The sequence below is a fragment of the Frankia sp. AvcI1 genome, from assembly GCF_001420875.1.
Taxonomy (GTDB): domain Bacteria; phylum Actinomycetota; class Actinomycetes; order Frankiales; family Frankiaceae; genus Frankia; species Frankia alni.
Map to the genome: position 1 here is coordinate 61,387 of NZ_LJFZ01000013.1, position 12,888 is coordinate 74,274.

The 12,888-nt window shown below is 72.5% G+C and carries 9 protein-coding genes and 10 pseudogenes; 11 read left to right on the forward strand and 8 right to left on the reverse strand.

Translation table 11 applies throughout. The features are described from left to right. Nucleotides 1–171: 171 nt before the first annotated feature. Both UK94_RS52980 and UK94_RS52985 read left to right on the forward strand, forming a co-directional pair. A partial coding sequence (locus UK94_RS52980) for an ATP-binding cassette domain-containing protein (protein WP_268761369.1) occupies nt 172–493 on the forward strand: 322 nt, incomplete at its 3' end. Between the two features lies 1 nt (nt 494). Continuing rightward, nucleotides 495–594 (forward strand): annotated as a pseudogene (locus UK94_RS52985) (ATP-binding cassette domain-containing protein); the annotation flags it as partial. A 2,860-nt stretch (nt 595–3,454) separates the two neighbouring features. On the opposite strand, the gene UK94_RS15140 reads toward UK94_RS52985, so the two are convergent. Beyond that, the coding region (locus UK94_RS15140; RefSeq protein WP_268761370.1) for an LLM class F420-dependent oxidoreductase at nt 3,455–4,392 on the reverse strand (938 nt) is incomplete at its 5' end. 73 nt (nt 4,393–4,465) lie between these two features. Here UK94_RS15140 and UK94_RS15145 point away from each other — a divergent pair. After that, entirely contained in the window at nt 4,466–5,278 is an 813-nt protein-coding gene (locus UK94_RS15145) for a helix-turn-helix domain-containing protein (RefSeq protein ID WP_095212757.1), read from the forward strand. Nucleotides 5,279–5,323: 45 nt separating this feature from the next. Here UK94_RS15145 and UK94_RS52990 read toward each other — a convergent pair. The 3 pseudogenes from UK94_RS52990 to UK94_RS53000 all read right to left on the reverse strand — a co-directional run. Continuing rightward, nucleotides 5,324–5,653, reverse strand: a pseudogene (locus UK94_RS52990) (short-chain dehydrogenase/reductase); the annotation flags it as partial. Between the two features lies 1 nt (nt 5,654). Continuing rightward, a pseudogene (locus UK94_RS52995) lies at nt 5,655–5,713 on the reverse strand (hypothetical protein); the annotation flags it as partial. A 1-nt stretch (nt 5,714) separates the two neighbouring features. After that, nucleotides 5,715–6,208, reverse strand: a pseudogene (locus tag UK94_RS53000) (SDR family NAD(P)-dependent oxidoreductase); the annotation flags it as partial. 135 nt (nt 6,209–6,343) lie between these two features. Between UK94_RS53000 and UK94_RS15155 the strand changes: the two are divergent. Beyond that, nucleotides 6,344–6,963: pseudogene (locus UK94_RS15155) on the forward strand (TetR family transcriptional regulator); the annotation flags it as partial. 65 nt (nt 6,964–7,028) lie between these two features. Here the strand turns inward: UK94_RS15155 and UK94_RS15160 are convergent. After that, the gene (locus tag UK94_RS15160) at nt 7,029–7,466 is read right to left on the reverse strand and encodes an SsgA family sporulation/cell division regulator (RefSeq protein ID WP_011606457.1); all 438 of its coding nucleotides are present in this window, start codon (nt 7,464–7,466) and stop codon (nt 7,029–7,031) included. A 451-nt stretch (nt 7,467–7,917) separates the two neighbouring features. Between UK94_RS15160 and UK94_RS15165 the strand changes: the two genes are divergently transcribed. The 7 genes and pseudogenes from UK94_RS15165 to UK94_RS53025 all read left to right on the forward strand — a co-directional run. Further along, the coding region (locus UK94_RS15165) for a DUF6232 family protein (RefSeq protein WP_235488030.1) at nt 7,918–8,454 on the forward strand (537 nt) is incomplete at its 3' end. A gap of 66 nt (nt 8,455–8,520) precedes the next feature. After that, the coding region (locus tag UK94_RS15170) for an effector-associated domain EAD1-containing protein (protein WP_235488032.1) at nt 8,521–8,895 on the forward strand (375 nt) is incomplete at its 3' end. Nucleotides 8,896–9,352: 457 nt separating this feature from the next. Next, a pseudogene (locus UK94_RS53005) lies at nt 9,353–9,443 on the forward strand (esterase family protein); the annotation flags it as partial. A 1-nt stretch (nt 9,444) separates the two neighbouring features. After that, nucleotides 9,445–9,624: pseudogene (locus UK94_RS53010) on the forward strand (esterase family protein); the annotation flags it as partial. A gap of 1 nt (nt 9,625) precedes the next feature. Further along, a pseudogene (locus tag UK94_RS53015) lies at nt 9,626–9,905 on the forward strand (alpha/beta hydrolase-fold protein); the annotation flags it as partial. Between the two features lies 1 nt (nt 9,906). Further along, nucleotides 9,907–10,030 (forward strand): annotated as a pseudogene (locus UK94_RS53020) (esterase family protein); the annotation flags it as partial. A gap of 1 nt (nt 10,031) precedes the next feature. Next, nucleotides 10,032–10,174: pseudogene (locus UK94_RS53025) on the forward strand (esterase family protein); the annotation flags it as partial. 112 nt (nt 10,175–10,286) lie between these two features. On the opposite strand, the gene UK94_RS15180 reads toward UK94_RS53025, so the two are convergent. From UK94_RS15180 to UK94_RS15200, 3 genes are all read right to left on the reverse strand, one after another. Next, nucleotides 10,287–10,757: a hypothetical protein gene (locus UK94_RS15180; protein ID WP_055750366.1), complete on the reverse strand. Its 471-nt coding sequence runs from the start codon at nt 10,755–10,757 to the stop codon at nt 10,287–10,289. Beyond that, a complete protein-coding gene (locus tag UK94_RS15185; RefSeq protein ID WP_011606452.1) occupies nt 10,757–10,999 on the reverse strand; it encodes a hypothetical protein in 243 nt (80 codons plus the stop codon). Before UK94_RS15185 ends, UK94_RS15180 begins: the two co-directional genes overlap by 1 nt. A gap of 744 nt (nt 11,000–11,743) precedes the next feature. Beyond that, a complete protein-coding gene (locus UK94_RS15200) occupies nt 11,744–12,802 on the reverse strand; it encodes a nuclease-related domain-containing protein (RefSeq protein ID WP_235488034.1) in 1,059 nt (352 codons plus the stop codon). Nucleotides 12,803–12,888 lie beyond the last annotated feature (86 nt).

The window sequence follows — 12,888 nt, forward strand, 5'->3', positions numbered from 1 at the left end:
GGCCGGCATCGAGTCGAGGGCCGGCATCGAGTCGGCCCGTGAGATTGTCGTGAGCGTACGCATGGGGTCGCTGTGGGTAGGAAGATGTGGGTCATGCACGGTGACGTGGATGTGGTGGGGCTGGAGCAGGTCGTCAAGTCGTATGGCGGTGGTCTGGCCGGGGTGACGGNGCTGCGGGGCGTCAGCGTCGGATTCAGGCGCGGTGCCTTCACGGCGGTCATGGGGCCCTCCGGCTCCGGAAAGAGCACGCTGTTGCACTGCGCCGCCGGGCTGGACCGTCCCACCTCGGGGTCGGTGTGGCTGGCGGGACGGGATCTCGCGCGGATGCCGGAGCCGGAGCTGACCGAACTGCGTCGCCGGGAGATGGGGTTCGTCTTCCAGGCGTTCAACCTCGTCGAATCGCTGACGGCCCTGGAGAACATCACGCTGCCCTTCCGGCTGTCCGGAACCCGTGCCGACCGCGCGTGGGTGCGGGAGGTGGTGGCGCGCACCGNCCTGCCGGAGCGGGTCCGGCACCGCCCGGCGGCGCTGTCCGGCGGGCAGCAGCAGCGGGTGGCCATCGCCCGGGCGCTGGTCACCCGTCCCGAGATCGTGNTCGCCGACGAGCCCACCGGGGCGCTGGACATCGAGTCCGGGCGGGGAGTGCTGCGCCTGCTGCGGGAGGCGGTCGACGACTACGGCCAGAGCGTGGTGATGGTCACCCACGACGCCGGCGCGGCCGAGTACGCCGACGAGGTCGTGTTCCTCGCCGACGGCCGCGTCGTGGACACCGTGCCCCATCCGTCGGCCGCGGCGGTGGCCCGACGCCTGCTCGGGCTCGGGGGGTGACGGTGCTCTGGCTGGCGCTGCGGACGCTGNGGACGCGCAGGTCCGCCTTCCTCGGCTCGTTCGTCGCCCTGGTGTGTACCTGCGCGCTGATCACCGCGTGCGGGCTGCTGTTCCAGTCCGCGCTCACCTCTCATCCGCCGGCCGAGCGCTACCGGGACGTCCCTCTGGTGGTCGCGGGCAGGCAGTCACTGGCCTTCACCTACGGCTCGGGGGACGGGAAGAACACCGAGCACGTGGCACTGCCAGAGCGGGTACGCCCCGCACCGGGCCTCGCCGACCGGCTGCGTGCCGTCCCCGGCGTGGCCGAGGTGGTACCGGACGTCTCGCTGCCCGTCGGACTGGCCACAGCCGGAACCGAGATCACCACCCCCGACACCGTGCAGCTCCACGGCTGGGACAGCGCCCGGCTCACCCCCTACCGGTTGACGAAGGGACGCGCACCGGCCGGCCCCGGGGAAGTGGTGGTCGACGCCGACCTTGCCCGCCGCGCGCGTCTCGCTCCCGGAAGCCGGGTGACCGTGGCCGCCACCGACCGGGTAGCAGGCGGTTACAGCGTCGTCGGTGTCGCCGCTCCCCACAGCGCCGATCCGGGGCCCGCCGTCTTCGTCGCCGACGCCGAGGCGAACCGCCTCACCGCCGGCCTGGTGGACGTCCTCGGCGTCTATCCCGCCCCCGATTCCGACTCCGCAACCGTGGCCAAGGCGGTCCGCCGGAGCCTGCACGGCCTGCCGCTGTCGGTGCGCACCGGCGACGGCCGCGGCGCCGCCGAGTTCCTCGACGTGGACGGCGCCCTGGAGAACGTCGTCGCGCTCAGCGCGACCTTCGGCGGCATCTCGATGGCGGTCGCGCTGTTCGTGCTCGCCGGCACCTTGGCGCTGTCGGTGCAGCAGCGCCGGCGCGAGCTGGCCCTGCTGCGCGCGGTCGGCGCCACCGGACGCCAGATCCGCCGGCTGATCTGCGGGGAGACCCTGGTACTCGGCCTGCTCGCCTGTCTGCCCGGCCTGGTGGGCGGTGCCGCGCTGGCCTGGGTCCTGCGCGCCGTCCTGGTCGACCACGGGGTGGCACCCGCGGCGATGCGCCTCGACGTGGGATGGATCCCGCTGCTCGTCGGCGCGGGCGCCACCGTGCTCACCGCACAGCTCGCCGTTCTGGTCACCGGACTGCGAGCGGGCCGCCTGCGCCCGGCGCAGGCCCTGTACGAGGCCACCGTTCCGCCTGCCCGCCTCGGATTCGCCCGGCTCCTGCTCGGGCTGCTGTGCGCGGCCGGCGGGATCGCCGTGGTCGCCACGACCCGTTTCCTCACCGGCGGCGTGCTCACGGCCATCGCCGCCGGCGCCGTCCTGCTCCACCTGTTCGCCGCCGGCCTGCTCGGACCGCTGGTGGCCCGCCTGGCCCTCGCCCTGCTCGGCCCCTTCATCCGCGGCCTGTCCCGCNCCACCGGCTTNCTCGCCGTGGCCAACAGCAGGGCCCACACCCGTCGGGTCACCGCGGTGTTCACCCCCCTCGTCCTGTGCACCGCCCTCGGCGGAACACTGCTGTTCCTCCAGACCAGCCGCTCCCACGCCAGCGAGGTGCAGGGCCGCGACCGCGTCCTGGCCGACCAGGCGTTGACCACCCGCCAGGGACTGCCGGCCGGCTTCGTCGACACCGTCCGCGCCACCCCCGGCGTCACCGCGGCGGCCGGCCTCACCCCCACCACCGTCGTCACCGGCGGCTCGGACAGCTACGCCGCCCAGGCCATCACCTTCGCCGGCCCCCCCGGCCCCCCCGGCACCCCCGGTGGCACCTCGGGCCTGCTCGACCTCGACGTCACCGCCGGCTCGCTGGCCGACCTGCGCGGCGACACCGTCGCCCTGAGTGCCGACCGGGCCCACGGCAAGCACGTGGGGCGCACGGTCCGACTGTGGCTCGGCGACGGCACCCGACGCGACCTGCGCCTGGTCGCCGTCTACCGGCGCAGCATCGGGTTCGGCGACTACCTGCTGCCGTCTCCGGTCGTGGCCACCCACACCACCAGCCCCCTGATCCAGACCATCCTGGTCGACACCGCACCCGGGGCCCACATCGACTGGCGGGCGCTGGTCGCCGCCCAGCCCGGGCTGCACGTCCACGACCGCGCAGCCCTCGGGAGCGCGGCCCTCGACGGCGCCGAACAGCAGCAGGAGGACCTCGGCGCCTGGTCCAACTACCTCCTGGTCGCCCTGCTCACCGCCTTCGCCGCGATCGCCGTCGTCAACACCCTGACCATGGCCACTCTGGAACGCGGCCGGGAGTTCGCCACCCTGCGACTGACCGGCGCCACCCGCCGCCAGGTGATGCGCATGGTGCGCTGGGAGGCCGTCCTCATCACCGCCATCGCCCTCGTCGTCGGCGCCGCCATCACCGCCGCCACCCTGGTGCCCTTCAGCCGGGGCATCAGCGGGACCGGCACCCCGTACGTACCACCGCAGTGGGTCGCCGCCCTGTTGGGCTCCGGCCTGCTCCTGNCCATGGCCGGCAGCCTGCTCCCCGCCCGCGCCGTCCTGCGCACCCCACCCGTCCAGTCCGCGGGAACGGGACGGTGACGGCCGCCTGTCGCGACAGGTGGCGCACCGGTGGCGGCGACGATGGGTGAGCGGCTTCGGCGTCAGGTCCCGCGGCGTGGCGAGGCCGGCTGGTTCGGGTGGACGAGCGGGTCGGCGCCGAGCAGGCGCAGGGTCCGGGCGCGTTCCTCGGCCGTGCCGACCAGGCTGACCAGGACATCGGTGGCGCCGAGCGCGTGGTAGGCGGCGAGCTGGTCGACGACCGCGTCTTCGTCGCCCACGACGGCGATGGCGCCCGGCTGGGTGAAGCCGTCACGGTCGAGGGCCGTGCGGTAGGACGGCAGGGCGGCGTAGTCGGCGTACTCGGCGTCGAGCTCGGTGCGGATCCGGTCCGGTGCGGACGTCACCGCCACCGGCAGCCCGACGACGACGCGCGGCGCCGGCCGGCCGGCATCCCGGGCGGCCGCGCCGATCAGCGGGACCACGTGGTCACCGATGGTGCGGGGTCCGGCCAGGAAGGTGATCGTGCCGTCGGTGCGTTCCCCGGCCAGCCGCAGCATCGTGGGGCCGAGGGCGCCGAGCAGCACCGGGACGCGGACCCCCGCGCCGGGCACGGCGCTGCCGGCGGGGTCGGATCCGATCCCCGTGGCGCCGGGAACGCGGCGTCCGTCGAGGATCGGCAGCAGGGTGTCGAGGTGGGTGCGCAGCGCGGCGACCGGCCGGTGGAACGGCTGGCCGTAGATCTCCAACAGGCCGGGATGGCTGACGCCGAGCCCCAGGGTGAACCGGCCGTGCGCCGCGGCCTGCGCCGTCAACGCCTGCCCGGCCAGCACCCGGGGATGGCGCGGCTGGACGACGACGACGGAGGTGCCCAGCTCGATGCCCGGCACCTCGCGGGCCACCGCGGTCAGGACGCCGATGGAGTCGTAGCCGTAGCCCTGCGGCAGCCAGGCGGTGGACACCCCGGCGGCGGCCACCGTCCGGGCGATCGCCGCAAGGTCGTCGATGAGGTTGCCGGAACCGGGAGTGCCGAGGCCGGCAGNGAGGTTGACGCCGATACGAATCACGTCCACCAGCCTGGTCGAAGGTTGGGTACGCAGACCAGGAGCCTGCCGATGGTGCCAGTGGAAGTGACACCCTGGACGGCCACCCCGGCCACCCCGGCCACCCCGGCGGCTCGGCGACGTGAGCTCGGGGCCTGCCTGCGGGCGTACCGCAGGTTGGTCGAACCGGCCAGCGTCGGACTCCCCGCCGGGGGGCGTCGCCGCATCCAGGGGCTGCGCCGCGAGGAACTCGCGTCCCTGGCCGGCGTCAGCCTGACCTGGTACACCGGGCTGGAGCAGGGCCGGGTGACGGCCTCGGCGCAGGTCCTCGACGCCGTCGGCCGGGTGCTGCGCCTCGACGAGGTGGGCCGGCGGCACCTTCGCCGGCTGGTGGCGCCCGAGCCGCCGGCGATCGCCCCGCCCGGCGAGCATCTGCGTGGGCTCGCCGGGCTGCTGGACAGCTGGCCGGCGAGCCCGGCGGCGCTGCTCGACCACCATCTCGACATCGTCGCCACCAACGCGGCCTGGGCTCGGGCCTGGGGCGACCCCGCCGGGCACGAACCGGCACGCCGGCACGTGCTCTGGCTGCTCGCCGCCGCGTCGGCGCCCGCCGAGCTGCTGCTGCCGGTGGCACGGCAGTTTCGCATGGCCGCCGACCTGCACGCCGGTGACCCGCGGATCGCCGAGATCGGCGCGCTGCTGCGCGCGGACCATCCGGCCCTGGACCTGGTGTGGGACTGCCGGGGAATCGGCGCGTTCGGCCATCCGACGTTCGACCTGGTCGGGGAACCGGCGGCGGCCCATCTGCTGCATCCCACCGGCCGGCCCGAGATCGCCGTCCTCGTCGCCGCGCGCCCGCGCCCACGCCCACGCCGGACCGGCTGACCCGACCCCCGCGCCTTCCTCGCCAGCTACCTCAACGCACCTTGCTCAACCCGCGGAGTCCGGCGGGAACTCGACCGGGTAGGGCTCGGCGAAGTCGGCCGAACGGCTCACGTCGCGCCAGGCGAGGTCCGCCGCCAGAAGTCGGCGATCCAGTGCGATCGACCCCTCGGCGGCGTTCACGCCCAGCGGCAGGTGCTCGGGGATGTCACGGCGTCGGGCCAGGGCGACGAGGATCTCCGCCGCCCGCGCCGGATCGCCCGCGGCGCCGGAGTCGCTCTGGCGCACCCGCGCGTTCAGCGCGCCCACGGTGCTCGCGTACTCGGCGGGAATGTCGTGCACGGTCATGGACGCCCCGGCCCAGTCGGTGCGGAATCCNCTCGGCTCCACCACGACCACCCGGACGCCGAACGGTGCGGTCTCGGCCCGCAGGACCCGNCTGAAGCCGTCGATGGCGAACTTCGCCGCCTGGTAGGACGCGATCCCGGGCGACCCCCCGACCCGGCCGCCCACGGACGAGAACTGCATCACGAGCCCGCCGCCCTGCGCGCGCAGCAGGGGGATCGCCGCCTTCGAGACGTGGTAGACGCCCCAGAAGTTCGTCTCGAACTGGGCCCGGAAGTCCGCGTCGTCGCCGGTCTCGATCGGCGCCACGTTGGCGTAGCCGGCGTTGTTCACGATGACGTCCAGCCGGCCCAGCCGCGACGCGGCCTGCGCGAGGGCGGCGCGCGCCGCCGCCGGGTCGGTGACGTCGAGCTGGAGCGGCACGACGGCGTCGCCGTACTTCGCGACGAGATCGGCGAGCTGTTCGGGCCGCCGGGCGGTCGCGGCGACCCGGTCGCCGGCGGCGAGGGCGGCGACCGCGAGGGCGCGGCCGAACCCGCGCGAGGAACCAGTGATGAACCAGGTCTGCTGCCTGGAGGTCTGCTGCATGGGGTTAATAAAACACCGTTCCGCTAAGTTGCGCAACCGCGTTGCGCTATGATCGGCCGGTGTCGACGGACGACTTCCAGCGCGCTCGTTCGCCCGAGGCCAAGCGCGTCCGCGAAGCCGCGATCCTCGACGCGNCCCGCAGGCTCGGCGAGCAGCACGGGGTCCGGCAGGTCACGCTGACGGACATCGCCGCCGCGGTCGGGATGCACAAGTCCGCCATGCTGCGGTACTTCGAGACGCGTGAGGAGATCTTCCTGCGCCTCACCGCCGAGGGCTGGCGGGAATGGGCGCCGGCAGTCTGCGCGTCGCTGCGCGCCCTCACACGCCCCGTCGCCGACGCCAGTGCCCCCGCCGATGCGGACGCTGTCGCGGCGGTGTTCGCCTCGACGCTGGCCGCGCGGGCGCTGTTCTGCGACCTGCTCGCGCAGGCTCCGATGAACCTCGAACGGAACGTGTCCGTGGCCAGGGTGCGGGAGTTCAAGCTCACGACCCGTGGCGCGCTGGCGGAGATCGTCGCCGCGGTGCGCGAGGCCCTGCCCGGCCTCCCGGAGGGGTCCGTCGTCGACCTGGTGGCAGCGGCGACGGCGTTGGCCGGCACGTTCTGGCAGATCGCCACGCCGTCGCCCGAGATCGCGGCGCTCTATCGCGCCGACCCCCGGCTCGCGCACGCCATCGTGGACGTCGAACCGCGCCTGGCCAGGATCCTCGCCGCGATGCTGCGCGGCCTGCAGCCCTCCGGCGCCGGCGGCCAGTAGCGCGGTCGCAGCCGGCAGCGGTGGTCGTGGTCGGCTACCCGGCCGCCTGCCGCTCGGACCGTCGCCTACGAATCGTCGTCGTGAAACCTGTTCAGTTCGGCGTTCCAGTCGACCTGGTCGCTCTCCGCGCCGGAGGGAACCGCCGCCAGCGTGTCGTTGATGAACGCGGCGACCTGCTCGTGGCGGAGCTGGACCTCGGTGTGCCGGGACGCCGACTTCAGCGACAGGACGAGCAGCCTGGTCCCGTCGTGGAACGCCGGGCGCACCTCCACGGCGCCGACACCGGTCGGCCGCCGGGCGCCGTCGATGAGGAGCTGACGGGCGAACGTCCACGTGACCGTCTGCACGGTGCTCGTCCGTAGCCGCAGGCTGACGGCGAACGGATCGGCCCGGTCGAAGCGCAGCGCCGCGGGCAGCGGCGCGCGGGTGCCGTCCGGCTGGACGAGGAAGGCCGACATCTGCGACTCGAAGGGGTTCGCGACCGGCGGGCGGCGCTGTGACATAGCATCCTCCGCTTCCCCGGCTCACGGCCCACGACCGGCAATCGGCGCGGCCGGCGGTCCGCCGACCCGACCCGACATCCCGTCCATCGTCACACGTCGGCGCGACCTCCGTGCGCGCGCGTCCCGGACAGGCCGGCGCCCCGTCGTGGCGACCATGGCCCGCACGCGGATCCCGGTCACGGGTCGTGGGGATGCGCCGACGGGCACCGTCGAACGGGAGGGAGTGAGAAGGCCGAGGTGGGCCGGGGGACGGGTCGGCGGGCGGCCATGTCCGACCGGCCTCCATGCGGGAAGGGCGGACGGTCGGCCGACGACTCCGGCTGTGTGCCGGAATCTCCGCGACTTCCGTTCCATGCGCCGACTATCCTGGAACAGGGATCACCGCGAGTCCGTCAGCGGGCGGAACTGCCTGGACCGTGAGCTCCCGGGTGAGTGGGAGATCGGGGATGGAATGAGTCAGGGTACCGGCATCACGGTGCAGGGCGGCCTCCTGTACATCGGTCGTGACGTCTACAATCTCAGTACCATCACCAGGGTCTCCAGAATCGAGCGGAGGATAGGATTTCAGGGCGGACTCGGAGCGGCCCTGCTGGCGAAATGGCGGTGGTACCTGCCGTTGGCCGTCGGCGCCTTCGTGAATCTGCCGTTCCTGGGCGCGGGAGAGTTGACTTTCCCGGCCAGCATCATCCTCGTGCTGGCTTCGGTCCTCCTGGTCGTGGGCGTTCCGGCCGCTCTGGCCGGCGTCGTCCAGGCATTCATGGCAGGCGGGCGGGGGTACATACTTCACTCGATCGTCCTCGAGTCGGCGGGAGTCCCGGTGGAGGTGGTTGTCGGGCGCGATCCGGCCGCCATCAGCCATCTCGCCGACCTGATCGCGAAGGCGGTCGAGAACCCTCGAGCGAGCCAGGTGAACACCTACTACAACAACATCACCACCAGCATCGGCAGGATCGAGCACCTGGACAACCGCGGCGGGCGGCTCGGTTCGNCGATCAATCATCAGCACCNCGACCATCAGTAGAAGCCGCGGGCCGACGAAGGGCGGGATCCGACGATGGTGTCCGACCGGCACGATTCGCAGCCGAACTCTCTCGCCGTCAGTTTCGGGGATGTCGGTACCCTCGACAACCGGGGCGGGTTCCTCGGCGCGCAGGTGAACCTGGGGCCCGCCGGCGCCGAGCGCCCCCGGGCTGGGAGTCCGGCCGCAACACCGCATGCCGCGTCGGATGACGCTCGGGGCGCAGGTTCGGACGCCGAGGACGCGGGCGGCGATGCGGGGCTGTCCGAGGCCGAGATCTCCGAGCTGGCCACGATTTACAGTTCGCGGTCGTCGGCCGGCCGGCTGCTGGTGCGCGCAGGTCTTCCGCCGCAGCGGGTGCCGGAATGGGCGGGCGACGCGGCCGAGTTCTGGCGCGGTCTGAGTGATCTGNTGACCTTCGGTGTCCTGGTCGACGGCCGGCGGCGACTCCTGCGCGCGGCGCTCGACGACTTTCCCGCGAATCGCGTTCTGGCATCGGCTCCGGGAATCCGGCCCACTGGGCCAGAAGCGTAGGGCCTGAAACGGCCGCCGGCTCGGCAGGGCGCTACGCCGAATTTCGTGTGCTCGAACGGACATCGGTCCGAACCATACCTTTCTTTGCTGTTTATGTCCTATTTGTACTAGCGTCGCGGTCATGAAATCGTGGAGATGGAGACGGCGGATCGTNCTGCCCGCGATGGTTGCGGCGAGTGCGCTGATCGGCCTGCTCATAGTGGGCTCCCCGGCGCAGGCGGNGTCGTGTACGGCGCTCGGGGCCACCGGCGACGACGGATCGTCCGTCACCTGTGTCACCTACCCGACCTCGGGCGACACACGGCTGGTCGACCTCACCGTCCATTCCGCCGCCATGAACGCCAACGAGATCGTGCGGCTCCTGCTGCCGACCGGCTATGACCCGCAGACCGACCGAACCTGGCCGACGCTGTACCTGCTGCACGNCTCGGGCAGCGGGACGTCCGGCCACGTCGACTGGACCACCAACACCGACGTCGAAAGCCAGACCGCCGGACACGGCGTGATAGTCGTCATGCCCGACGGCGGGAACGTCGGCTACTACAGCGACTGGATCTCGGATCCGCAGAAGTGGGAGACCTTCCACCTGGTCGAGCTGCGGCAGTTNCTCGAACGCAATTACCACGCCAATTCCGACCGGGCGATCGCCGGCCTGTCGATGGGTGGATTCGGCGCGGTGTCGTACGCGGCCCGGCATCCCGACGACTTCAAGGCGGTGGCGTCCTACAGCGGCGCCCTGCACCCCTACGCCGACTACCCGACCATCAGGACGCAGGTGTGGTCGGCCGGCAAGGACGTCAGGACGCTGTGGGGCGACCCGACGACCACGTCCGGGGCGGCGGTCTGGCAGCAGCACGATCCGTACTACCTGGCCGACAAGCTGACCGNCATCCCGATCTACGTCTCGTCCGGCGACGGCACCAAGGGTCCGAACGATCCCGACCCCGGCTCCACCAACACGGAGGCGATCGTCAACGCCGAGAGCCAGGCGTTCACCCAGAAGCTCAACGACNCCTACGTCGCCGCGCACCCTGGGGCCAGCGGCGATCCGCTGCTCACCACCCACTTCTACAGCCCCGGCGTCCACGTCTGGAGCTACTGGACGCAGGAACTGCACGCCTCCCTGCCCCTGCTGTTCTCCGCGATCGGCGCGTAGCGGCGCCGTTCGTCCGTGGCCGCGCGGCGGCTGCCGACCAGGAGCTGGGCTTCTGTTGCTCCGCCGCCGGTCAGCGGGCCCGGGTGAGCTTCGGCGCAGGCCCGCCGTCAGCTCAGCCGGGCCGGTGGCGGAGCCGGGCGCGCGCCGCGAACCCGGCAACGAACGCGGCCAACGCCACGATTCCCACCGCAGCGGTTCGTCCGGGCGCATGTGGGTGCCCGGACAGGGCGGCGGGGAGGGTCGGCTCCACGCGGCGGCTGCCCACGGTCAGACCCCCGAGGCGGGAGTCGACGTCGGCCCCGATGGTGACCAGCGGGCCGGCCGGTCCGTGGACCTCGACCGTCATGCCCTCGGCGGCGAGGACGTCGGCGAGTTCCCGCAGGCCGGCGCGCCCCGCGGGAACGGATGCCGGCAGCGCGCCGGGCGGGAGGGCGGCGAGCAGGTCCCCCGCGACCGACCACAGCCGGCCGGGCTGATGGGTGGTGATCCGGATCCGGTCGCCGGACGCCTGGAGGCGCCCGCCGACCGGCCCGGAGCCGTCCTCGACGCTGAAGGCGACGTCACCGGAGAATCGGGCTGTCACTAGCGCGCGGCGCCGTTGGCGAAGGCGCCGGGCGAGTCGTTGTCCGAGGTGACGATCCGCAGCGTGCCGTGCAGGCGCCAGGTCGCGCGGGCGGCGTCGGGCCCGGTGTCCCGCGGAACCTCGACAAGCATGTCGACAAACTGGTAATTGATCGCGGCGCCCTTGCCGGTCAGGAAGGACCACAGGTCCTTGCCCAGATCCGTCCAGTCGATGACCGCGCGGTCCTTACTGGTCTGCGTCATGTTTACGCTCCCCGTAGATGTCGACCAGGCGCGGAATTCGCGAAGCTCGCGCCCATCTCGAAAGTACGACGGCCGACACCGAACCGCACCCTGAGGCGATGGGTCGAGCCCGCTCTTCCCGGTCCGCCGTGGCGGAAACCTGTATTCGGCCGGAGAACGGCGCGGGTAAGAAACGACATCACGGTCGACCGGCCGAAATGCGTCTCATAGCCGTGCGTGGGGGAATCGGTGGCGGGATCACGTCGGATCGGGCGGAGAGCCGGCCACCGCCGTCCAGCCATGCTCCAGCAGCGCGAAGATCCGCATTCGTGGGTGCTCCCATCGAACCGACAGGANAGCGATCACGGAAACCTCTGTCCAGGCCGCGCCGATCGCCGTCGTCGGCGCCGGCCCCGGCGGCCTGACCTGCGCCCGGGTCCTGCAGTGCCACGGCATCGACGTCACCGTCCACGACCTCGACGCCGCGNCCGATCGCCGTTCTCCGGGATGGGGGCCAACCTCGCGATGCTCGACGGCGCCGATCTTGCCCGAGCCATCGTCGCCTCTCCCGAAAGCCCCGACGTCGACGACCTGGACGCTGCCGTTCGTGTCCACGAGAACGTGATGCTGCCGAGGTCCGCGCAGGCCGCCGCCGACGCGATCGCCTCGGCCATCGCGTCCGACGCACCGGCGGGGCTGCTCGCCCACCTGGAATTCCAGCGGTAGCGACGCCGACCGCAGAGTGGATGGCGAGAGCGGTTCCGGTCAGGCGGTCAGCCAGGCACGGCGGTTTCGCGCCGCGGCGTAAATCTGCTCGACGTGGCCCGGCCGCCACACCGCCGGGAGAGCACCGTAGGTGGCGAGCTGGTCGTGCCGGATCGCTCGGACGTCGCGCAGTGAGGACTCCACGGTCAGCTTTGCCGGTTCGACGAACGCCAGAACCGCGCTGACCGGCACTGTGAAGCCGCAGGCGTGCGTCAGCACCTTCGCCGCCCGCTCGGCCTCCGCGCGGGCCTTTCGCACGTACGGATACGGCTGGCGACCCATCTTCACGGCCTGGTCACCGACCCAGATCCGGGCGCCTACATGATATTTCGTGTTGACGGTGAAGACCCCGCCGGGACCGATCAGCAGATGGTCGATGTCGACGCCGCGGGGGAGCGGCACGGAATGCAGCACCCGCCAGCCCCAGGGGATCAGCCGCTCCAGCTCCGCCGCCGCCATCTCCTCCCCGACCAGCCCCTTACGCCACGACTCCAGCTCCGAGGGGCGGCGGAGCAGGCGGTTCAGCAGGGCACGCCAGAAACCCGGCGTCAGCTCCTCGATCTTCACCCGGATCGCCGCGCCGGGCGGATTGTCGGCAAGGTCGTCCGCAGGATGCAGCAATTCTGCAGCACGCGGCGATGCGGTCATTGCCCCGGGGGCCGCCGTTGCGGTGGTGGACGGACTGACGGGGGGAACAACGGGCGTCGGCACAGTCCACGATGAGGACGTCGCCGGTATGGCCGGTGTCCATCCGGCCGACGGTGCGGGCGGCGCCGACACGAGGGGTGGGGCGGGCGGGGGTGCAGTCGCCGGTGCCGGTGCCGGTGCCGGTGCCGGTGGCAGGGGGCCGGTCGGGGCCGCTGGCCCTTCGCCGAGGTAGGGCGCGAGGACGTCGAGCACCGCATCCCGATAGGCGTCGAGCAGGACGTTGAGCTGATGGTTCTTCAGGTCGAACCAGGCGGCGCTCTGCCCGTCGGGAAGGTTCACGTACAGCCGGTGGTGTCCAAACCGACGCCACGGCGTGACCTGTAGCTCGTGCATGCCCGGTAGCTCGCTCATGGCTCTGCCCATTCCTGCCGACGAAGATGACGGATCAAGGCCGATCGACCGGCTTTGCCGCGCGGCGGATCGGCCGTCCGCGGAAT